At 45.5% G+C, this 23,473-nt stretch carries 19 protein-coding genes; 11 read left to right on the top strand and 8 right to left on the bottom strand.

Translation table 11 applies throughout. The annotated features are described in order from the left end of the window. The first annotated feature begins 154 nt into the window (after positions 1–154). From ACN6MW_RS12765 to ACN6MW_RS12740, 6 genes are all read left to right on the top strand, one after another. Complete coding sequence (locus tag ACN6MW_RS12765; protein ID WP_419875732.1) at positions 155–1,909, top strand: sensor histidine kinase; 1,755 nt, start codon at positions 155–157, stop codon at positions 1,907–1,909. Positions 1,910–1,940: 31 nt separating this feature from the next. Further along, positions 1,941–3,515, top strand: coding sequence for a response regulator (locus tag ACN6MW_RS12760; RefSeq protein WP_419875731.1), 1,575 nt, complete (start codon positions 1,941–1,943; stop codon positions 3,513–3,515). A gap of 164 nt (positions 3,516–3,679) precedes the next feature. Continuing rightward, on the top strand, positions 3,680–4,600 hold the full coding sequence (locus ACN6MW_RS12755; RefSeq protein ID WP_419875730.1) for an ABC transporter permease: 921 nt from the start codon (positions 3,680–3,682) through the stop codon (positions 4,598–4,600). A 16-nt stretch (positions 4,601–4,616) separates the two neighbouring features. Further along, positions 4,617–5,534 carry a carbohydrate ABC transporter permease gene (locus ACN6MW_RS12750; protein WP_364152091.1) on the top strand — a complete coding sequence of 306 codons (918 nt, stop codon included), beginning with the start codon at positions 4,617–4,619 and terminating at the stop codon, positions 5,532–5,534. Between the two features lie 57 nt (positions 5,535–5,591). Then, entirely contained in the window at positions 5,592–7,151 is a 1,560-nt protein-coding gene (locus ACN6MW_RS12745) for an ABC transporter substrate-binding protein (protein WP_419875729.1), read from the top strand. A 447-nt stretch (positions 7,152–7,598) separates the two neighbouring features. After that, positions 7,599–13,778, top strand: a complete 6,180-nt coding sequence (locus ACN6MW_RS12740; protein WP_419875728.1) for a fibronectin type III domain-containing protein — start codon at positions 7,599–7,601, stop codon at positions 13,776–13,778. A 115-nt stretch (positions 13,779–13,893) separates the two neighbouring features. On the opposite strand, the gene ACN6MW_RS12735 is transcribed toward ACN6MW_RS12740, so the two are convergent. The 5 genes from ACN6MW_RS12735 to ACN6MW_RS12715 form a co-directional block, all read right to left on the bottom strand. Beyond that, on the bottom strand, positions 13,894–14,493 hold the full coding sequence (locus tag ACN6MW_RS12735; RefSeq protein ID WP_419875727.1) for a LuxR C-terminal-related transcriptional regulator: 600 nt from the start codon (positions 14,491–14,493) through the stop codon (positions 13,894–13,896). Between the two features lie 283 nt (positions 14,494–14,776). Continuing rightward, on the bottom strand, positions 14,777–14,950 hold the full coding sequence (locus ACN6MW_RS12730; protein WP_419875726.1) for a hypothetical protein: 174 nt from the start codon (positions 14,948–14,950) through the stop codon (positions 14,777–14,779). 56 nt (positions 14,951–15,006) lie between these two features. Next, positions 15,007–16,461, bottom strand: a complete 1,455-nt coding sequence (locus ACN6MW_RS12725) for a PH domain-containing protein (protein WP_419875725.1) — start codon at positions 16,459–16,461, stop codon at positions 15,007–15,009. Further along, entirely contained in the window at positions 16,454–16,939 is a 486-nt protein-coding gene (locus tag ACN6MW_RS12720) for a PH domain-containing protein (protein WP_419875724.1), read from the bottom strand. Before ACN6MW_RS12720 ends, ACN6MW_RS12725 begins: the two co-directional genes overlap by 8 nt. Before the next feature lie 26 nt (positions 16,940–16,965). Beyond that, a complete protein-coding gene (locus ACN6MW_RS12715) occupies positions 16,966–17,796 on the bottom strand; it encodes a helix-turn-helix domain-containing protein (protein WP_419876338.1) in 831 nt (276 codons plus the stop codon). Between the two features lie 339 nt (positions 17,797–18,135). Between ACN6MW_RS12715 and ACN6MW_RS12710 the strand changes: the two genes are divergently transcribed. The 5 genes from ACN6MW_RS12710 to ACN6MW_RS12690 all read left to right on the top strand — a co-directional run bounded on the left by ACN6MW_RS12710 (position 18,136) and on the right by ACN6MW_RS12690 (position 21,670). Beyond that, positions 18,136–18,288: a hypothetical protein gene (locus ACN6MW_RS12710; protein WP_419875723.1), complete on the top strand. Its 153-nt coding sequence runs from the start codon at positions 18,136–18,138 to the stop codon at positions 18,286–18,288. A 159-nt stretch (positions 18,289–18,447) separates the two neighbouring features. Then, the gene (locus ACN6MW_RS12705) at positions 18,448–19,428 is read left to right on the top strand and encodes an ABC transporter permease (protein ID WP_419875722.1); all 981 of its coding nucleotides are present in this window, start codon (positions 18,448–18,450) and stop codon (positions 19,426–19,428) included. Between the two features lie 28 nt (positions 19,429–19,456). Continuing rightward, on the top strand, positions 19,457–20,374 hold the full coding sequence (locus tag ACN6MW_RS12700; RefSeq protein ID WP_419875721.1) for an ABC transporter ATP-binding protein: 918 nt from the start codon (positions 19,457–19,459) through the stop codon (positions 20,372–20,374). Next, complete coding sequence (locus ACN6MW_RS12695; RefSeq protein ID WP_419875720.1) at positions 20,374–21,339, top strand: ABC transporter permease; 966 nt, start codon at positions 20,374–20,376, stop codon at positions 21,337–21,339. The genes ACN6MW_RS12700 and ACN6MW_RS12695 overlap by 1 nt, the downstream gene beginning before the upstream one ends. A 118-nt stretch (positions 21,340–21,457) precedes the next feature. Continuing rightward, complete coding sequence (locus tag ACN6MW_RS12690; protein ID WP_419875719.1) at positions 21,458–21,670, top strand: hypothetical protein; 213 nt, start codon at positions 21,458–21,460, stop codon at positions 21,668–21,670. Between the two features lie 91 nt (positions 21,671–21,761). Here ACN6MW_RS12690 and ACN6MW_RS12685 read toward each other — a convergent pair whose 3' ends face one another. The 3 genes from ACN6MW_RS12685 to ACN6MW_RS12675 are packed head-to-tail and all read right to left on the bottom strand — an operon-like array spanning position 21,762 to position 23,415. Further along, a complete protein-coding gene (locus ACN6MW_RS12685) occupies positions 21,762–22,307 on the bottom strand; it encodes a chromate transporter (RefSeq protein ID WP_419875718.1) in 546 nt (181 codons plus the stop codon). Beyond that, complete coding sequence (locus tag ACN6MW_RS12680) at positions 22,294–22,929, bottom strand: chromate transporter (RefSeq protein ID WP_419875717.1); 636 nt, start codon at positions 22,927–22,929, stop codon at positions 22,294–22,296. The genes ACN6MW_RS12685 and ACN6MW_RS12680 overlap by 14 nt, the downstream gene beginning before the upstream one ends. Before the next feature lie 3 nt (positions 22,930–22,932). Continuing rightward, entirely contained in the window at positions 22,933–23,415 is a 483-nt protein-coding gene (locus tag ACN6MW_RS12675; protein ID WP_419875716.1) for an Lrp/AsnC family transcriptional regulator, read from the bottom strand. Positions 23,416–23,473 lie beyond the last annotated feature (58 nt).

Here is a 23,473-nt window from a genome sequence, read left to right as displayed (position 1 = left end):
TTCTAAACAGGAGTCATCTTTTTTTTACCCCAACGCTATACACTTTTTTCAAAGTGTCCAGTGTAGAGGTGCCAGTTTGTGTTAACCAATATACTTCGGCTTTTTAATCCTGTATATTTAATGAAAATAAATTTGCCCGGAGAGTGGAAGTCCTATGCGACGCTTCAGACTAGGAAGGCTCTATATCCCGTTCACCTACAAAATGATGATCCCGTACCTTCTGCTTGTTCTGCTGACTGACTTGCTCATTGGCTATATTTCGTACACGATGCTCATTCAGTCCCGGACAGAGATGGCGGAAACGAATATTCGGACAGCTATGAAGCAGACAAGCAATAATATCGAATATCAAATGGATGAAATTAACCGAATGTCGAGCACCTTGTTTACCAGCCTTACCTTTCAGAATGCGCTTCAGAATACGGGAGACCCTCTTGAGGTCATGCTCAAAATGAGAGATGACATCATTCCTCAAATGAAAGCGCCTCTTCAGCTGTACGGCAACAACATCCGTCTTGCCCTCTACACCGTGAATGAAAAAATGTACGATGTTCAAGGCGACAATATGGAGAAGGAGATTACCAGAAGGGACTATTACGTCCTTCCTGCCAGCAGCATTCAAAACACGGATTGGTTCAAATCGATGCAAGCCATGAATCAGGATAATCTGTGGATTCAACTTGATACAGATAAGAAGCTGGATCATATTTCCCATTTCCGCAAGCTGGTTTCCTCCAGCGGCCTGGCGTCTGTGATTGGCTATATCCGCGTTACAGCAAGGTTCGACGAGCTCTTTGGCAACTTCGATACGTTTCCGATTGATCAAGGCATCAGCTTGCGGTTAGTCGATACGACGACAGGCGCAACCCTATACACCCGAGGTCAGGCAGACACGCCTTCCAAGCAAAGCAACGAGCTCAGCATCACAGAACAAATTAGCGGTACACCATTCATTATCGAATCACTGGTACCCCATGCTTATTTGAACAAAGATGCCAGCAGAATGCAAAAGGTGATCGGCACCGTCTGTACGATTAGCTTTTTGGTTATGGCTTTTATCGGCTTTATCGTTGCAAGGCTCTCCGGCAAAAAAATGAAGCGAATCGTCACGCTGGTGCGTTCCTTTCAGGAAGGAAACTTTCATAAACGGATCGTGTTCACAGGCAATGACGAATTTGTCCATATTGCCGATTCGTTTAACCAGATGGCCACCAGCATTCAGGAACTGATCAAAAATGAGTATGTGCAGGGCATTCAGAAGAAGCAGGCCGAGCTTGATGTGCTTCAGGCGCAGATCAGCCCTCATTTTTTATATAATACCTTGTCTACAATAGGCAGTCTTGCCAATCTCGGTGAGGTTCAGAAGGTCACGCAAATGGTTCAAGGCTTGTCCAAGTTCTACCGGCTCACCTTAAATGGAGGCAATGTCTATATCTCATTAGAGAAGGAGCTTGAACAGATTGAAGCCTACCTCGATATTCAGCGGGTCAAGTATGCAGACACGTTCAAGGTCTATTTCGATATCGAGCCCGACATTTTGCATACGCCGATCATTAAGTTGATTCTGCAGCCATTTGTCGAAAATATATTCAAGCATTCGTGGTTCGGCAAATCCATTGCCATTCGAATTACCGGGAAACGGCTGGGCGACCATATTGAACTGAAAGTCATCGATAACGGTATCGGAATGAGACCGGATACCCTTAGGAAAATGCAATCGAATACGCTGCAGCCGGACAACCAATCGGATAAGTACGGACTCAAAAACGTAGAGGAGAGGATTAAGCTCCGGTACGGCGACGACTTCGGCATCCGCATTGGAAGCCATTACGGAGCAGGAACGACCGTGCAAATTATTCTTCCCATGGCGAATTCGGAAATAAAGGAAGATGGCGATATCAACGCCTGATCAAAGACAACGATGAGAGGAGCGGGAGATTATGGAAGTGAGCATCTTACTGGTTGATGATGAATCCATTGATTTGGAATGGCTTCGGCGGCGTGTTGTGAGCAACAAGGCTGTGCAGCATCAGAATGTGAGAACTGCGGTAAGCGGCTTCGAAGCGCTTCAGCTTATGGAGCAGCACCCGGTTGATCTTATTCTCTCCGATATACGAATGCCGATTATGTCCGGCATGGAATTCGCGCGTAAAGCGAAGGAGATCAACCCGCAGGTCCATATCGTTTTTATAAGCGGCCATCAGGACTTCGGCTATGCGAAAGAAGCGATTCAATTGAATGCTTCCGGCTACCTTCTTAAACCTGTGGAGGATCGTGAACTGCATGATATGCTGGATCTTATGTGCAACAAAATCGAGGAGGAACGGAAGCAGCGCTCTTCCCTTTCTGATACACTGAGCCTCGTGCATCAGGAGCTGCTGCTGCGGTGGTTTAAGGAGCCTACACCAGGACAGGTTGAGGCGCATCTTCACCGTTTTCTCGCTCCCATCCTTCAAAGCGGAGCGGCAGTCGCTATTATCGAAGTCGATGATTTGGCCTGGAAGATCAAGCAAGTGGCGGAAGAGGAACGGCGATTGTTAATCGCAAGCATCACCCACTTCATCCGGGAATTTGTGAAAGCGAGAAGCCTGGGAACATTGATGGCGAGCTACGACGACCATTTCGTGCTGTTGACAACGATTCAGGAAGATCATATAAAGGCAATATTAGAGCAATTGATCGAAGCATTCTACAAAGAATTCTCCTACTCCATTACGATTGGCACGGGTAAATATACGTCAGAGATCAATAAACTGCATGACTCCTATCTGCAAGCCCAAGCCGCGCTAAGCATCAAATGGGTGTTTGGCAAAAACAGGCTCATACAGGATGCTTCGGCTTGGTCTCCCAAGCAGGCAATGGCTTTGAATTTGGAGGAGACGGTTGACCGGATGTTACAAGCGATGCTCGAATACGACCTCACTACGATCGACGATTGCTTGCTTGAGCTGTTTAATGGGGATCAGCCCCTGACTCAGAAAAGCGACATCTATGATCTTATCATTCGTATTACTTCCAAGCTCCATGCCGATCTTCAGCAAATGAACGAGCATTTGTATGAAATTTTGAAATGGGAATCGCATCAGCCCTTTATTCTGTTTCAATTTGAAACGGTGCATGATATTTTATCCTGGCTGCGCAGACGGTTCTTCGAATTGTCTGAACTGCTGTATTTGAAGAAGCAGCGGCAGAAACGCAAGCTTATTGATGAGATTACACGATTCGTCGAGCAAAGGCTCGACCAGAAGATCACGCTGAATGAGGTGGCTTCGCATTTCGACTTCACTCCCAACTACTTAGGGCAGCTCTTCAAGGCTGAAACGAATACGTTATTTTCCGATTTCCTTATCGATTTGCGCATGAAGCGCGTATGCGAATTGTTAAAGGATCCGACTAGAAAGGTGTATGAGATCGCAGAGCTTGCCGGATACAAGAATATTGTGTATTTCAACCGGCAATTCAAGCTGTCCACAGGTATGTCGCCTGGAGAATACCGTAAGCAGCATAAAATTTAAAATAGGAATAAACGACTGCCCGGTCTGCTCAGGACCGGGCAGTTGTTTGCTTCTTAAACAGCCAATCGTTGAATTAGTATTGGTTTTAGTTGATCAACCTAATTATGCAGCTCTCTTCTATTTCTTATAATAAACGTAGACAAGAGATGAGAGAGGGAGCGCAAATGAAACGACACGGATTTATAAATGATTTGAACAAATACCGCACGATTCTGCTGATGCTAACGCCCGCTGTTTTGTTTTTCCTGCTGTTTGCTTATGTACCGATGGCAGGAATAATCATTGCGTTCAAGCATTATGATTATGCCGGCGGTATTTTTGGAAGCGCTTGGAACGGGCTGGATAATTTTCGGTTTTTCTTTGAATCGGGGGACGCTTGGAGAATTACGAGAAATACGGCTCTCTATAATATCGCATTTATAATCGTAAATAACCTCTTGCAAATTTTTACCGCGATTCTATTGTTTGAGGTTGGGGGCAAATGGTTCCGTAAAATTACGCAATCCATTCTGTTTCTCCCCTATTTCATTTCATGGGTCGTTGTAGGCGCAATTGCTTATAATTTATTGAATTTCGATATTGGTACCGTCAATTCCCTGCTTAGAGGAATCGGCATGGAGCCAATCGACATCTATAATACACCCGCTTATTGGCCATACATTTTGACGATCGTGTCCGCTTGGAAGATGCTTGGTTATGGTACGGTCATGTATCTGGCAGCAATTACGAGCATCGATACGGAAATGTATGAAGCAGCTGAGATCGACGGGGCGAATGTGTTCCAGCGTATCCTGAAAGTGACGGTTCCAAACTTGTATCCAACCGTTATCATTCTAGTGCTGCTCGCGGTAGGCAATATTTTCAGAGGCGATTTCGGGATGTTCTACAATATGATCGGCAACAATGGTGTTCTATTCTCATCCACCGACGTCATCGACACATTCGTATTCCGTTCCCTGATTACCTCGAATGATATTGGTATGTCGGCCGCAGCCGGAGTTTTCCAATCCGTTCTTGGATTCACAGCCATCATGCTCGTGAACTACTCTGTTCGCAGGTATGACAAAGATCGGGCGTTATTCTAATGGGAGGTAAAATGATATGAGTGGAACTGAGCTTGAAGTGAAACCAGTAAGATCACAACAACGGGATCGCCAGTTGCTTTCCGTTATCGGCTATATTTCTTTAACTGTCCTGGCTGCTCTATGCATCCTGCCTTTTATTCTAATCTTATCTTCGTCGCTGTCCGAAGAAAGTACGATTGTTACGGAAGGGTATCAATTTTTCCCGAGTGCATTTTCATTCGAACCCTATAAAATTCTGTTTAAGTACCCTGAGCAAATTATACGGGCATATTCGGTGACACTGGCTGTTACCGCGATCGGAACCGTTATCGGATTATTTCTGACAGCGATGACCGCGTATTGCTTGTCCAGAAGAGATTTCAAATGGCGTAATCAATTTTCATTCTTCTTCTTCTTTACCACATTATTCAGCGGCGGCCTTGTGCCTTGGTACCTTCTGATGGTCAATTACTTGCACATGAAGGATACGATTCTAGCATTGATTATTCCGCTGCTGCTCAACGTGTTTTATATGATCGTTATGAAATCGTTTATGAGCAATATCCCAGAAGCGATTGTAGAATCGGCTAAAATAGACGGTGCAGGCGACTTTCTCATTTTCCTTCGTCTGATTCTTCCGCTCTCGAAGCCTGCACTCGCAACCATTGGATTATTTCTTGCTCTCGGTTATTGGAACGACTGGTATAACGCCTTGCTTTTTGTCTCGGATGAAAAGCTGATGCCGCTCCAATACTACCTATACAAAATGCTAGGCAATATGGATGGCATGCGCAAGGCGATGATGGGCTCGGGCGCAGTCGTTACAAATGTGCTGCCTACTGAAGGCTTGAAGATGGCGATGACCGTTGTCGCAAGCGGTCCGATACTAGTCGCGTATCCGTTTATTCAGAAATACTTCGTTAAAGGCTTGACGATTGGCGCTGTTAAAGGATGATTCCAAGGAAACTTGGTTTATCGATAAATACGATTAATAATAAGGGGGATATTTCAAATGATTAAAAAGAAAAGTATAATTATGCTCGCTATGATCATGGCAATGGTGATGATCATCAGTGCTTGCGGAAACAAAAACAATAACGCACCTGCTGCTACCCAGACACCTGACGGCGGTGAGACAAGCACGAATACGGAGCAAGGCGCAGCAGATACATCTGAGGCTGTTAATCTTAAAATGGTGTTTGTTGGCCCTAAACCGGTTGATTATGACAGTGTTTTTGCAGCGATTAACGAAAAATTGAAAGCAAAAATCAATGTAACACTTGAAGGTGAATTTCTGGATTGGTCCGATTGGGCACAGAAATATCCGTTGAAGCTTGCGGCTAACGAAGATTTCGACCTTATCTATACGGCCAACTGGGCTGGATATAATGATCAAGCGCTTAAAGGCGGCTTTCTTGAATTGACTGAAGATATGATTAAAACTTATATGCCTGAAACTTTTAAAGCAATGTCCGATGTTAACTGGGATCAAGCGAAAGTAAACGGCAAGCTTTATATGGTTCCTCAGAACCTTGGTGAATCCGTAGAGAAGCTTATCCTCTATCGTGAAGATTTGCGCAAGAAATACAACCTGCCTGCAATCGACAGCCCGGAAACATTTGCAAATTATTTGAAAACAGTAGCAGCTAACGAGAAAGGAATCACTCCTTTCACACCGGAAACGGGCGACTGGAAGATGCATAACCTGGACCGCATCATGTTGAAGCAACAAAATGATTGGAACCTGTTTGATTTAGACATTCCACTCGGCTTTAAAATAACGGATGAAACGGGAAAGATCTTTAATGTCTATGAAACACCAGAATTTAAAGAGCAGCTTCTTTATTACAAAGACCTTGCGGACAATAATGCTTGGTCCAAAAACGTATTGAACAACAAAAACGATCATCAGCAAGATTTCAGAGAAGGTAAAACCGCAGCTATTACTCATAATATGGGTACGCTCGGCTCTCTCATGGCTTTGATGCGCCAAACCAATCAATACGAAGTTGCACTTGCTGACATTAACCCGAACAATAAGAAATCCCAAGCGGTTGCTACACAGAACGGGGTATCCGTACATGCGACATCGAAACATCCGGAACGCGCTCTTATGTTTATTGATTTGATGCAAAATGACCAAGAACTGCATGACCTTATTAATCTCGGTATTGAAGGCGTTCACTACACAGCTGTTGGCGACGAGAAATTCAAATCAACAGACAAAAGCCCGAACTACACTGGCTTCTCCTTCTGGGGCTTCAACTCCCCTCTAAACCGTGATAACGAGTCATTCCCTGAGGAAGCGACGGCTATGCAAAACGGTTGGGACAGCAACGTGTACCACTACCCGCTTGAAACTTTTGTTTTCGATAACAGCAAAGTAAAAACAGAAGTTGCCAATGTAAGTAATGTGATGCTTCGTTATGCGATTCCACTGGAGTATGGTGTGATCAAAGACGTAGAAAAAGGCCTTGAAGATTTGAAAAAACAAGTCAAAGCAGCAGGTATCGATAAGATTCAGAACGAGCTGCAATCCCAAATCGATGCATTCCTTGCAGCGAAAAAATAAACAACGGGAGAGAAGGCCGCGGCCTTCTTACCTGAACCCTTAGTCAAGGGCACTTTTATAAAAAGAGATGATTCCTGTATTGAACAGGAGTCATCTTTTTTTGTCCCCACTGCTATCTGAGCTGCCTGTAACAATAAGGTCTGGTACATATGTCCTACAAGGTATCGAAGGCATCGGGACTGCCCGCAATAAACTCGGTTTTTTCATAATAATTAACGGTTTTTTGGATGTTCTCCGATGTTATATAGCTGTACTATCGAGTGGTGGAAATCTTTTCATTGAAAAATCCGACATAAAGTCACGCTTTGCCAAAAGAGGAGGTATGCTAGCTTTCCGGTTATACGCCCGAGAAACACGATTTTGTACAAACAAAATGAAAACGCTTACTCCATCTTAGTGCTGCTAAATGAGGCATTTTATTTTAGGAAAGCGGGGGATTCATGTTATATGCGAAGAAACCATAATCGTTTATTTAAAATATTGCTGGCAGCAGCCGTTATAAGTTCGACTGTCATGCCTGGCCTGCCTTTTGGTTCACGGCAGGTGAATGCAAGCGCGGAGCAATGGGTGGGGAAATTCGACTTCGGCACTGCCGCGAGTCCGGTGAAGGAAGGGTTTACGGCTGTTAATGAGGCCCAGCTTTATACGGCAGAAGCGGGCTATGGCCTCAGTGCGGCGCTTGCGTCCCGGAATCGCTCGGGCGGCGATGAGCTGACCAATGATTTTGTGCTCGGCAGCTCGTTTTCCTTTTACGCGGATCTACCTAACGGAGAATATGATGTCACCGTTTATTCAGGCGATCTTCTAACAGGAACAAGCACGACAAAAACGAACGTCGCCTTGGAAGGCGTTGCGGCTGGAACGATCTCAACGAGGCAGGCTATTGCGCAAGCCACCTATCGGACCAGGGTAAATGACGGGCAATTGACGGTCGGCATTTCCGCATCTGCCGGATATGGCTATCTGAACGGACTCGTTATTGAACAGGTCATGCCTGTTCGGCCGGATGCGCCTGCGGGCCTTGCTGTTACAGGAGTGACAAAGAATGACGTGTCGCTTTCGTGGGGCAGCGTTGCGGGTGCGGTTCTCTACAAGATTTATCGGACAGAGGGCGGCGGCGCGAGCCTGCTCGCGGGACAATCGACGGGCGCTTCCTTTATCGATACGGATGTAACGGAAGGCAGCAGCTATACGTACGCGGTAACGGCATTGAACGCCGCGGGATTGGAATCCGAGCTGAGCGAGCCGACGGCTGCGGTTGAAATTCCTGCTGCCGTAGCGCCGGCAGCACCGGCAGGCTTAACGGTCAGCGAGGTAATGGAATCAGCCGTAAAGCTAAGCTGGACGGTAACGGACGGAGCGACAGGCTATAAAATTTGGCGTTCCGATGCGGAAGCGGGTCCATTCGCGGAAATCGGGCAATCGACCGTACCGGCGTTTACCGATGAAGGCGTGGACACTTCCGTACCGCATTACTATCAAATTACAGCATCCAACGATCGCGGCCAGTCGGGTGTGTCGAGCACGGCAGCAAGTGCAGTGTTTACGACGCCTGATCCGCTGCCGGAGGGAGACGTTCAGCGCTTCGACTTTGGTTCAGGGGCACAAGCGGAGGGCTATACGCGGATTACATCGGCAGCAGCGTATTCCGTGGCTCTGAAATACGGCTTTGCCGATATTTCAAAGGTAAGCTTTGGCGACAGAGGGACGGCGGATGCGCTTAAATCCGACTTTGCCATGCCGTTGAATACAACATTCAGCGTTGATCTTCCGAACGGCGACTATACCGTGTCGCTTATCGCAGGCGACGCTTCGGAAGCATCGGAAATTGCGATTAAAGCCGAAACGATTCAGAAGGTACAGCTTACAGGCAAAGCGGCTGGACAGTTTCTGGAGATGGATTTCCAGATCGCTTTGGTGGACGGCCAGCTGAATCTGGAATTCAGCGGAAGCGCGCCGAAAATCAATGCGCTTGTCATTACGAAGCAGCAGGCACGCCAAGCAGGCGAGCTCCCGACCGTTTATATTGCCGGCGATTCGACGGTTCAAACATATGACCCGTATTGGGAGCCCGAAGCAGGCTGGGGCCAAATGCTGCCGCGTTTCTTCAGCAATGACGTCATGTTCAAAAACCATGCGATCGGCGGCAGAAGCTCCAAATCCTTCATCTTCGAAGGACGGCTGGATGAGGTATTGCGTACCATTAAGCCGGGTGATTATTTCCTCGTTCAGTTTGGCCATAACGATGCAACCATCAGCGTTCCGGATCGGTACGCATCGCCGGCCGACTACAAAAATTATTTGAAAACCTATATTAACGGCGCGAGACAGCGCGGGGCTACGCCGATTCTCGTAACGCCGATGGGCCGCAGAGATTTTAATGCGGATACGGGCAAGTTCAACGTCAGCTTTCCGGAATATGTAGCGGCAATGAAGGATGTCGCCGAAGAGCTGAATGTGGAGCTGGTCGACCTAAGTACGCTCAGCGTGGCGTATTACGATTCCATCGGCGCGCAGGCTACTTTATCTGTATTCCTGCATGTTGAGCCGGGGATTTACGGGGCTTTCCCGAATGGGTCTGCGGACAATACGCACTTCCAGGAGTACGGCGCCATCCAGCTGGCCCGCCTGCTCGCGGGAGGCATTGAGCAGCTGAATGTACCGCTGGCGGATTTTGTTCAAGAGATTGAACAGCCTGAAGCCGTGCCGGCTAAGCCTGCCGGGCTGGTTGCGGGCAGCGTCAGCAACGCGGGCGCTCAGCTGCAGTGGAATGCCGTGGAAGGAACGGATATTTATAAAATATACCGAAAACTCGCATCAGAGCCGGACACGGCCTATGCCTTGATCGGAACTGCAACCGTTCCGAAGCTGACGATCGGAGGCATGCTGGAGGGCCAGACCTATACGGTTCGCGTAACAGCGGTTAACGGGCGGGGCGAGTCAGAGCCGTCGAATGCCGTATCGATTACGACCAAATCGGCCCTATACTGCTTCGATTTTGGCCCGGTAGGCGCTCCCGTTGCGTCAGGATATACGGAAGTAAACCGCAACGTTCTCTATACGCCGGAGCTTGGGTACGGCCTTACTTCGAGCACAGGCATGATCGATCGCGACCGCGGATCGGCAACGGATGACTTGCGCAGGGATTTTGTAGCGTATTTTGGCAATTCGTATGAATTCCAAGTCGATCTCCCGAATGGCTACTATTCGGTGAAGACGTATACGGGGGACTGGATCGGCTCGACGAGGACGAACGTCAGCATTGAGGGCAAGGATTATGGCACGATTGCTTCGGGCAAAGCCAATATTGCCGAGAAGATGTTTAACCAAATCGCGGTGAAGGACGGGAAGATGAACCTTGTCTTCAGCGGCCAGACGGCTCACCTGAACGGATTGGAAATTACGCCGCTTCTGCTGTCGCCGACGGACCTGACGCTTACCGGCATCGACCTGAATAGCGATCCGGTATCGGCAGCCCTTTCCTGGGGAGCGGTAGACGGCGCATCCGCCTACCGTGTGTACCGTCAAGCGACCGTTGCAAGCAGTCCGGAGCTGCTTATCGAAACGTCGGACACCTATTTTACGGACCTGACCGCCGATGTTGGCTTGGATTACGAATACACGGTTACAGCCGTGGAAAGCACAGGCTTTGAATCGGTAGCCTCAAATGTGCTTACCGTATCCATGATTGATCCAAACGTCGCAAAGGCGGCTGTTCCGACAGGCTTAGCGGTGCAGTCGACGAATAAAAACGACATCACATTCACCTGGGATGCTGTTGCGGAAGCACGTATGTTTAATATTTACCGTGCGAAAAAAGCGGATGGGGAATATACGCTGATCGGCAAATCGACAGAGGCCAACTATACGGACACAACGGTATTGACGACTATTTCTTACTACTATAAAGTCGCATCGGTTAACGCAGGAGGCATCTCCGAGCAATCGGCGAGCTTGGAAACACCTGCGGTGACCACGCTATATCGCAATATGGAGTATTTGGACCGTGCACCGGTGGCGGTTAAACAGGATGCAGGCAACTATATCGGCTGGAGATTGCTTGGCTTGGATCCGGCAGCCATTGGGTTTAACCTGTACCGCGACGGCGTAAAGCTAAACGCAGCGCCCATAACGGATACGACGAACTATGTCGATACGGCGGGTACGGACAGCTCCTCCTACAAATTGACTTCGGTTATGAATGGCATAGAGAAACCGGCCTCCGAAGCATTCGGCGTATGGCAGAAGCAATATTTGTCGGTTCCCTTGCAGAAGCCGGCGGATGATTATACGAAGGACGGTCAGCCGTACACGTATAGCGCGGGAGATGCGAGCGTCGGTGATTTGGACGGTGACGGCCAGTATGAGATTGTTCTGCTGTGGTCGCCTTCGAACAGCAAGGATAACTCGCAGGGCGGTTATACGGGCATCGTATACATGGATGCTTACGAAATGGACGGAACGCGTCTATGGCGCATTAATCTGGGCCCGAACATCCGTGCAGGCGCACACTATACGCAGTTTATGGTGTACGATTTGGACGGTGACGGACGCGCAGAGGTTACGTTTAAGACCGCAGACGGGACGATTGACGGTCAAGGCCAAGCCATTGGCGACGCCAGCGCGGATTATCGCAACAGCGGCGGTTATGTATTGCTTGGGAATGAATATTTGACCGTTTTCAACGGATTAACCGGCGGGGAGCTAGACACCGTGGCTTACGATCCTCCGCGCGGGGACGTTGGCGCATGGGGGGATGCATACGGTAACCGCGTAGACCGCTTCCTGGCAGGCGTTGCTTACCTGGACGGCGAGCACCCTAGCGTTATTTTCAGCAGGGGCTACTATACGAGAACGGTATTGTCCGCGTACAGCTTCCGTGACGGTCAGCTCGAACAGCAGTGGAAATTCGATTCGAACGACGAGGGTTACGGAAGCTATGCCGGCCAGGGCAATCATAACTTGTCTATTGCCGACGTAGACGGCGACGGCAAAGATGAAGTTTCGTTCGGCGCCATGGCGATCGACGATGACGGTAAGCCTTTATACAATACAGGGCTTGGACATGGCGATGCTATGCATCTGGGCGATCTTGATCCGACAAGACCGGGGCTCGAATTGTTCGACGTGCATGAGCATACGGATTCCGAATACGGCATGGAGATGCGTGATCCGGCTACGGGCGAAATTTTATGGGGCGTGCATACCGGTATAGACACGGGACGCGGGCTCTCGGCCGATATTGATCCGAACCATGTGGGCGAAGAGGCATGGTCGGCTACGATCACGAACGAGCAGCATATCCCGATTACCGGCCTATACAACGCGCGCGGCGAATTAATTACGACGAATATCCCAACGTCTACGAATTTCGGCGTATGGTGGGATGGCGATCTGCTGCGCGAGCTGCAGGATTATAACCGCATTGATAAGTGGGACTACGCGAGTGAAACGACCGAAAACGTATTTACAGCGGAAGGTGCGGCCTCCAACAACTCGACCAAAGCGAACCCGAGCCTGCAGGCTGATTTGTTCGGTGACTGGCGCGAGGAAGTCATGTGGCGATCGTCGGACAGCTCGGAGCTGCGCATTTATACGACAACGGATGTCACGGAGCACCGGATCCGCACGTTGATGCATGATCCGGTGTACCGCTTGGGCGTTGCTTGGCAGAACGTAGCCTACAACCAGCCTCCGCATACCAGCTTCTATCTTGGGGCCGATATGACGGAGCCGGCTGCGCCGCATATTCAGTATATTGGCGCACCGCAGCAGCCCGAGGATACGACTGCACCGGCAGTAGCGGGGTTGCCTCCTCAGCAATTAAAGACAACGGACGTGTACACCTTGCAAGTAACCGCAGAGGACCTAGAATCGGGAATCAGCAGTTTGGTGTTAACGTTTGACGGAACGGTGATTGAGAACGGAAGCCAGCTTCCATTGAAAGATAATGCAGGTATTCATATGTTTACGGCGGTGGCCGTGAATAATGAAGGCCTTGAAACCGCGAAGACCGTGACGATAATCGTGACAGGAATCGAGAAAGCGACGGCTGTGCCTGGCAAGCCGGTGCTGTCCAATAACAATGGCCATGATAACGGTCTTTTGGATGGCAGCTACAAAATTACGATGAATCTCTGGTACGGCAACAACGGCACGGTTTACAAGCTGTATGAGAATGGACTGCTTATTGATACGCAGGTGCTGACTGACCGCTCGCCTTCGGCACAAACGGCCGCAACGAGCATCACAGGCAAAGCAAATGGCACCTATACTTATACCTGTGAGCTGATTAACTCCTATGGGACAACGTCCTGCGGATCGCATGAGGTCAAAGTAAAGGATGCTGCGCCTGCAAAACCGGTTTTATCCCATGATAACTGGGATGGAAACGGGGATTACAAAATCACGATGAACCTGTGGTGGGGCACGAACGGCACCACATACCGTCTCTTCGAGAACGGCGTGCTTATCGATACCCAAACGCTGACGGCCAAAACGCCTTATGCACAAACCGCATTTACCAGCGTGAGCGGCAGAACGTCAGGGACGTACGAGTATCGCGTGGAATTAGAAAACGCCAGCGGCATGAACGAAAGCAGCGTGATGAAGGTTATAGTCAAATAGCTGTTCCTATTTAATAAAATGCCCACTGACCGCTTAAGGTTGGCGGGCATTTTTCGTTTGATTCTTCATAGAGGTTTAATCTTCGTAACAGTTTTGCTTTCAATCTATTACTCATTTATGTTGCTATTCGATTTATTTTTTCTAGAGCTTGTTTAGACGTACGGACATTAAGTTTTTTTAGGATGCTGCTAATTTGATTTTTAATCGTGCTATCCGCTTTAAACAACTTAGTTGCAATACCTTTATAAGATAGACCTTGGTTAATCAATTCAAGTATTTCTCGCTCGGCAGGTGTCAGCTCTTGGAGCAAAGCATCTTTTTTCAATCTCGCATAATCATCTAGTAGTATTTTCATTGTGTTTTCATTTTGCACGGCATATCGGATAAGGGGCGGAAGTTCGCGAATATTGGTTTTTCGAAGACAATGAACGATTCCGGCACTGAACGCGTTTAGGATTGTCTCGTTACTTTTATTTTCAGTTAGAAGTATGATATTGGTGGATTTGATTTGATTCATTTGGCGGGCTAGTGCAATCTCATCTTGTCCGTTCTCGCTCATAATGACGAGGTCTGCTTGATGAAGAAGGCTTAATGCATGATTTCTGTCGGAAGTACACGAAATAATGTGAAAATCGTCTTCGGGAGATAAAATAGATCGCATACATTCTTCCCATTTTGGATGATCATCAACAATTAGAATATGAATGGGTACCATTTCGTCGCTCCAGATTAATTTTATTTTCTAAATAGGGGGGTCCTATTTCCTACCCCCAACTAATCATAGTATAGGCTGTAGGACTCAGGCAACGAAAATGACATTGGTATTTTCCGAAATAGGGTTTGCGTGGATAAATTACTAAAATATAGGTAGAATGATTGTGGTTGTAAAACGGGTGTGTTTTTTAAGAGGATTGAGATTTATGCAACAACCTATTCCTGAGATGGAGATACATATTTATTGTTGGAAGTAGGCTGTTGCAGAAACTGGAATTTATTCATTATTGGTTATGATTATTGGCCTTTCTAGATCGAAGTGTTTTACCGCCAATTAGTCCTAATAGAGCAATTAAAGCTGAAGCAAACATAATGTCTTTATGTTCATAGAAAAAAATACGCATAATAATGAAGCCTGTTAGCCCGCCGTATAACATGATCTCGAATAATTTTTTCATAACATATTCCTTCCTGGTAATCGTGATAATTATGAAAGCTAGCCATTGCTGCGATACTATTGATTGTCATCCGTAGAAAACCATTTTGAAACAAGTGAAATACTGTGATTACCTAAATGTCTGACACGATGGTTTTTTCGAAACGCGGAGGTTCTTACTATAAATGCTATGGTTGTTAGGTTGCTTAATTTTTGAATAAAGCTGCGATGGAAACTGATTTGTTGAAGACTATTCTTACGAATGAAAATCGTTTTTTTGTGAATGAATCTTGTCGAAAAGGATAGCTGGCCAAGGTTTGTCAGGCTAATCGCATGATCTTTGTATTGCAGATAGCTCCATAAGATTACCACTAGGAATGCAGCTGCTGCCATCATGGTCATGTAAGACTGAAGCATAACGAATTGTCCCAGTATGAGCCATATACAGAAGCCTGCAGTCAACTTTATCAAGGAGAAGCTAAGAAAGCTTCTGGCTGGTGCTCGATAAAGTTTTAAGCTTGTGTCATCCAACTTCCGCTCTAATACTGAAAAATCAAAGTTCGGAAAATAATTTTGCAGCAGCGGAGCTAAGGCTTTTTTGCTTACCCAAGGAATAAGAATCGTGCTGCTGCTTTCTTCCTCGTTTCCTCCGCTGACGCAATCTAAATATACGGTACACACCTGAAACGGTTGGCGTAATAAGCTCTCTTCAATGCGAATAGCCGCAATGTTGTCCCGATTTATCGTAACCGTATGCGTATTGACTAACCCGCTTTTTATTTGCAAGCTCTGATCATGCATTAAAACACGGAAGCGATGAAACCGGAAAAAAGCAAAGAATACCGATAATAAAATGGAAAGCGTAAGAAGAAGAGTAGTGTATATAGCTATTCTCATCGTCGGCTCTATGGCAGACAAAGACTTCTCGAGAGCGATCACATTACGACTATCACGAATGAAATCGAGCTGAAAATAGACAAAAAGGATGAATGAACATAAATATCCTAGTTTCATAGTTGTTAGACCATAATAAATAATCGAAGACGGTTTTAGTTGCCATGCGATGGCGTTTTCACTTTCCTGATAATTAATAATCGCTTTAATGCGTTTTACCTCGCTATGGTTCACCGCTGCAAGCTTAATCAAGGCTTCTCTTTCTCCGCCCTCTGTGTCCAAACGCAATTCAGCCACGCCGAAAATACGCTGCCATAAGGAGACTCTCACATCCATGTTGCTAATACGATTAATTGCGATGGATCGTTTGTTTTTAAACCATATTCCGTTATTAATAATGAGATGCCCGCCATCAAAGCAGTAACTGAAATTTTTCCAGAAAAAATAACTTCTCCCTATACTAAGGAGCATGCTAGCTACAATAATGCCTCTCACGTTTACAGACAGAGTCATGATGTAGTTTTGGTGCAGGATCAAATAGATTCCGCTTATTAGGAGCATTGTTATTATTTTTTTCATGCTGCCGGCAAATATGATGCTGGGGTGAAGCTTCATGTGGGGAGCTCTTATCTCATTCATGCGCATCACTCCGGAGAACGAATTGCTTAATTTCTGAGCTTACTCTCTCAGCCAAATCATAAGCAAGATAATTAATTTCTACTGAAGAAGCAGCGGTTGTTATTTCTACAGAAGCTAATTGAAATCTTCTGGCGATGGGCCCCTGTTTAATGGTCACATGTTGGATACGGTTAATTGGGACTTGCATCAGTCGGTAAAAGAAGATGCCTTCACTCATCATGATTTCATTTGAACTAACTTCATATTTCCATTTTTTATATTTTTGTTTAGGCATTACGGAAACGTGGTAGAGGAAAAACAAGAAGTATAAACCTAAGCAAATCCAAATCAATAGATGAATGATTTCTGGGATATCAAATATCGTCAAAATGGCCTGCACGATAACAAACAGCGTTATTACGATTAAGCCTTCAATAATGGCCTCAATACGCCAACCATTGATGGCTTTTAGGTCTAATTTTTGTGTCGGTTCTCTCATATGTCCTCCGGCATCTTCCCTATTTTTTAAATCAGGTTGTGCATTCTGTCTACTCGCTGCCGAGATTCACCTTGATATTCGTATAATCGGAAAAAAATGTCCGCCATTGACAGCGTCAATGTTTTGTTATCGTCGGTGTAGTTCAAACCAGCCATATTATCAGCTTTTAATTTAAATAAGTGACCTAAATAACGCATGTCATGATGTTTAATAGAATGTTTGATTCCGTTTTCTACGCTTTCGAGAGAGTAATTGAATTTATTTTCTTTATAGTAGGCAATAGCCTGGTCATAAAATACTTTTACCTTAAAAGAATTAAAATTTGGGCAATCTTTATGTTCCGAAATAACCATTTTGAATCGTTCAATCGCCTCACTGAACATGTTTTGATCGGCATAGAGGTTAGCCATATGGATTAGAATCGTTTCGCTCGTATAATGATGGTAATGTACATTGGATTTCAACAGCTTATTCAGTTGATCTATAGCGGTTTGAAAGCTCATTTCCCCTAAAAAGTAACTGGATACCGTATAGTACTCGTGTATTAAATTTATAATTTCGTCAGATAGTTTTTTTTTCATTTCTGATTGGCATAGTGTGTTAATCTCTTTATAGTTTCTTTGAAAACTCATGAGATCTAAATATTCAAATAGATGATCATAATAGTCTTGTCGCTCATATATCAAAGATTTAAATAGAGAATGAAAGGGGACTCGTAATCGAATAGATAATTTGTACAGGATCTCCACACTGGGAAGCACCTGACCCTGTTCAATCTTACTGATTAACGCTTGCGTACAAAGCTCCGTAGAGAGCTTATATTGCGTTAACTGTCTCTTTTTCCTAAGATAGCTGATTTCATTTCCGAGTCGCGTTAAGTTGATTTTTTTAACCCCCCTAGTAGATTTAGCAGAGAACTTCTATTTAACACTACCTGGAATAATATACTTAAATATCTAAAACAAAAAGTCCTATATTTCTTAGTACAAAGAATCAGTCTATTTAAACCGGGTCGGTAAGTATAATTATATTTATAAAAATATAATAATGTTTATGTTTGGTTTAAATAGGTTATGTAATTTGGGTTTTTTTGACTTTAAAACCGTTTTTATGCCTGAATATGGAGAATTCACTCTTTTTAACCCAGTGTTATATTTCGGTTGTGGCCAACAAAATGCATTGGGAGTTGAAAGAGTATGTGGAGATTGGTAAGAAGAGTTATTAAGAAGACGGAAAAAGTACAGAAGCAAGTTTGGAACGCTATCAAGAAAATTTGGGAGTGGATCTGGGTCGATGTTGTAATCGAAACAGTAACTTATGTGTGGGAATGGATTTCTAATATTTTCTAAAATAAGGTTTGCGATGGGCCAGCAGGAATGGATGTTATATCTGTTCCCACTGGCCCATGCTTATCAAAGTAGACATATCTTAGAAAATAATTATAATTGTTAATATCTGTACAAATAGATGCTATCTTCAAGATTTGTTTATATTGGGAGGATCGATCGTTGTCTTACTTCATAGGTTCCTTTTATAACGAGTGGGTAAAAAGAAAGAACCGATTGTTAATCGTTTTTACGGTAATGCTTATTTTTTTTGCTGGTATTTTAATAACGGCTTTACTTAATGATCGTTACTCCTTTATCGGGTCTTCTAATGAATCCGGGGTAAGCGGAAAGACGATTTCCAAACAGACAGCTGCTGACGAATTAAATAGGTTGACGGAAGCTATCGAAGCCATGCCGACAGAGGAAACGCAAGCAAGAAAACGGCTGCAAACCCAAATTGACTGGTATGCCTTTCATATTGAGCATAATATCGAGCTAGACCGCTCGACAAATACTCATACGTTAATTAAATCGATGACAGGCGTTTACATAACGTTTCTATTTCCAATTCTAATGATCTTTATGGGGGCCGATATTTTCTCCTCCGAGTTGAGCTCGGGAACGATTAAATCCATGCTGCTGCGTCCTGTAAGCAGGCAAACGATTTTTCATGCTAAGCTGGCGTTTATTACGATTAGCTCGATGATGGTTTTATTTTTATCTTATTTATTAAACTATCTGCTTCAGGTTAGAAATGGCTGGGGTGACTGGGCTGGAGATATTGCCATACAATGGGGAGCCATTTATGCTGTGCCAGTTTGGTTATTCATTTTAATCGGGCTTCTTCTAAATACAGCTACGATTATTGCGCTGTCAGCGGTGGTCGTTTGTATTTCCTACTATATTCGCAGCCTTGCTTTATCTGTCGTCATAGCTATGGTCATAATGGTTTTGGTGAAAATATTACTAACTCCTTTTCAGAACAGTTTGCCATTTCTAAAGTATTATTTTATGCGCCACGTGGATCTGGTTTCACACTTAAATACAACTTTTAAAGGCGAAACATCTATGGCCGTGTCAGTGATGGTGCTTTTATGTACCACGCTTATTTGTTATGGCTTGGTATGGTTTCGAATTAGGAAAGAGGATTTGCCCTACTAATCTACTAGTCTGAGGTGGAATCAAGAATATGCTGCAAAAAAGAGTATTGGAAGTTAGCTCCGTTTCAAAAAGGCTGGGTAAACGAAACATAATCGAGAATTTATCCCTGCATGTCGACGCAGGCGAAATTATGGGGTTCCTGGGTCCCAACGGTTCAGGGAAAACGACGTCGATCCGTATGATAACAGGAATGATTAAGCCCGATCAAGGCGATATCAAAATTATGGGTTATAACATCCAGAAGGACTTTTCGAAGGCAATGAAGCATATTGGAGCAATCGTTGAACAGCCGGCGCTTTATGGCTATTTGTCCGGATGGGAGAACCTTATGCAGGCTGCCCGAATAAGCGGAATAAAAATATCTACTGAAAAAATAAACTGGTGCGTCAAAATGGTGCAGCTTCAAGATCGTATTAATGAGAAAGTGCAGCGTTATTCCCTTGGTATGAAACAAAGGTTAGCCATTGCGCAGGCTCTATTGGCATCGCCCAGTTTAATCATTTTGGATGAACCAACTAACGGGCTTGATCCTTCCGGGATTATTGAAATGCGCGAGCTCATTCGTGAGCTCAGGGAGAAGACGGGAGTCTCCTTCTTTATTTCTTCTCATCTCCTAAGCGAAATGGAACAATTATGTGATAGGGTAATTGTCATTGATCATGGTAAAACAATTGCTATGAAAGAAATGTCATCCCTTCAAAATGATACCGTGAGCTTTACGGTAGATAAGAATAAATTGACTTCTGCTTGTTCATTTCTAGCTTCAAAAGGCTATAAGCCTATTGCCAGAGACAATCAAATTTTAATAAATGTGGATTTCGGGAATATTCCAGAGCTCGTTAATCACCTGTATCAGCAAGGTGTCCATGTTTATTGGGTCGGGCAAGCCAAGCAATCGTTGGAAGATTTCTTTCTGGACACAACGCAAGGCAAGGAGAGAGCGTAGTGGGGTATTTGTACGGAGTATTAGCGAATGAATGGATCAAAAAAAAGAACCGTATTTTCTGGATACTTGGAATATATGCTTTATTTGCAATCGCATTAATGGTCGTTGAATGGTTTTCTGCAAATACCGCCCCAACGAGCGTATCCGCGGTGGATTGGCATTCAGAGCTGGAAATGAAATTAAGTCAACTCAAGCAATACTTCCAAACTCTCCAAACCGATGATCCTACTTATAGGCAAGCAAGCGGTCAGATTTCCATTATGCAGCATCAGTTGGAAATGAATATCCAACCAGAACCTAAGGGTGCGATACACTGGTTGAATGCAGATATTAGCGGCGTCGCAATTAAATATATCATTCCGCTTGTTATTATCGTTATTGGAGGCGATATGTTCTCGGGAGAAACGTCTTCAGGAACAATGAAGCTATTGCTTCTCAGCCCGATGGGAAGAGCAAAGCTCTTTTGGACAAAGCTGATCTCATTATTTGTTATGTCAGCAGGCCTCATGCTGTTCATGAACGTTGTCACGTTTTTCATCGGCTTTTTACGGGACGGGGCTTTTGGATTCTTGGATCCCTATGTTGTGCTGGATGCCTCGGCTGCGCCTTTCATCATGGAGAGCTGGGAATTTACGATTATGGGGCTATTCTTGAATATGTTGACGATATTTACAGTTGCAACCGTTGTATTATTCTTTTCCTTGCTTTTAAGCATTAATCCGTCTTTTTCCGTACTTGCTTCATTTATCTTCGTCATGATTATCGATTCCATATTATCGATCATGGTGAAATCATATCCGATTGTTCATTATTATCCGATGTTTCATTTGGACATGCTCTCGCATTTTACAGGAAATTTTGCCGGAGAAGCTAGTTTGACAACCTCAGCCTTGTTGCTGCTGGCTACTAGTTTGATTTGCGCTGCAGGCGGTTTGTGGCGTATGAAATCGAAGGATTTTGCATAGAGGGAAATTAGCCGCGTGCCAGTAAAAAGTATGGCAAGCTGTTAGAGATGGGTATGGGTGATCGCAACAAAGAAGCATTCATGCGGATGAAGAGATTTTTGATTGGAGGAGTCATGCAATGAACTTGAAAATCATATTTTATTTGGCTGCATTCGGCATGGGACTAGCGCTTCCTTTTCAACAGCTACTATTTAAAATCATACTTACAGCGATTGTATACTTTATGGATGCCGCTTTATCGGATGAGTCTGAAAAAAGAAAGTACAGCATTTATCTCTTATTTATCATTGGGATTCTGCTTAGTTACCTCTATAAATGGTTTGTTAACTAGATATAGCGGATGAATCTTACAAAATAAAAGGACTGGCACCCCGGCAAAGTAAGCTTTGCGGAGGAGCAGTCCTCTTTGGCATGGATTAAAATTAAAGTACGTTCAAGTGGGGGATAACTAGCCCCCCATATGCGAATGCGATAACAATAACGATGGCGGGATGGATTTTGCGGAACTGCATCGCCCAGAAAGCGACTGCCGCTATGATCAGAGATTGCAGGATGCCAATCGATTCGACCGAGCTTTGAGCCATTTGCCAAGTCAGCAGAAGCATCATGACGGCAATGACGGGCTGCACGAGCAGGGTCATTCCTTTAACGACTGGCGACTGACGATGCTTCTGCAGCACTTTAAGCAGCAGGATCAGCGCGACAGCCGAAGGGACGATCGTTGCGGCTAAGGCTAGAAGGATGCCTACCCAGCCGCCGACGTCGTAGCCGACGAACGCGGCTATTTTTGTCGCTATTGGACCAGGCAGCGCGTTGCCCAAAGCAAGAATATTTGAAAATTCAACCGGCGTCGTCCACGCATGGTTGGTTACGATCTCCCGGTACATGAGCGGGATGGAAGCGGGGCCCCCGCCGTAACCGAGCACGTTGGCAATAAAGAACCCGATAACTAAATTAATCCATTCCACGCGTGACGCCCTCCTTCTGCTGCACGGTACGCTGCTGCTTTTGCAGCTTTCTGCGCTGCAGGGCACCTACGGTTCTCAGATGGAAAGCGCCGTAACCTAGAAATAATAGAATGACGATAGCGGGATGGATATGAATGCCCTGCAGCAGTCCAAAGGCCAAGGCGAAAAAACCAAAGCCAACGTATTTGCCGAGCCCCTTTACGGCCCTTTCTCCGAATTCATAGGCCATCATGCCAAGCATGACCGCAATAACGGGCGTTACGGCCCCGATCATTCCCTGGATGAACGCCGCGCTGCTGAGAAATTGGACAGTCGTTAACAGCAAAATCATCGCAATGCCGGACGGAACGATATGGGCAAGAACGGATACGATCGCGCCGAGCGTGCCTTTTTCCCGGTAGCCCAAATAAGCTGCAATCTTTGTGGCAATCGGTCCCGGCAGTGCATTTGCAAGAGCTAGGATTTCACCGAATTCCTCGTCTTCGATCCATTTGTAATTCGTAACGGCTTCGTAACGGATAAGCGGAATGACGGAGGGCCCGCCTCCGTAGCCGATAATGCCGGTCTTCATCATCGCCCATGACAGCTGCATATAGCGGTTATTCATTATTTTGCTCGCCATTTTTTACAGCCTCATTCCCATACGGCTCTTGTAACGGTTAATGAGCACCTGGCAATCGACGCTCATGATACCCGGCAAGGTGTACAGCTTATCCTTCAGAAAATGCTCCATCTCTTGATTGTTGCGGAATAGGCCATGCATGTGCAGCTTGCTGGGACCGGTCATGTGGTACAGGCTGGTAACGAACGGCTCAGTCGAGAGCTGATCGGCGACGGCGTGCAAATGCTTAGGCTCCACCTCCACATTAAAAAAAGCCGATACGTGTATGCCGATTCGCTCCGGATTTATCACGGCGGTAAACCGTTCGATTACCCCTCCGTCCATCAAAGCATTGATACGGGATTGAACGGCTACGCGGGATAAACCGATTTCTTTTGCTAAATCGGTGTAAGATATTCTTCCATTCATATTAAGTTCAGCAATGATTTTACGATCGATATCATCAATTTCTATCGTATATGTCTCGTCAATTGGTCTTGTTTGCACTTGCTTATCAGCTCCAATCCATATTTGTGCTATTTCAAGGTGTCTTGTAATATCGTGT

Origin of the sequence: Pristimantibacillus sp. PTI5, from assembly GCF_048572955.1 — a bacterium.
Classification (GTDB): domain Bacteria; phylum Bacillota; class Bacilli; order Paenibacillales; family Paenibacillaceae; genus Pristimantibacillus.
The sequence above is the reverse complement of the archived record's forward strand: the minus strand, read 5'-3'. Positions and strand labels throughout refer to the sequence as shown.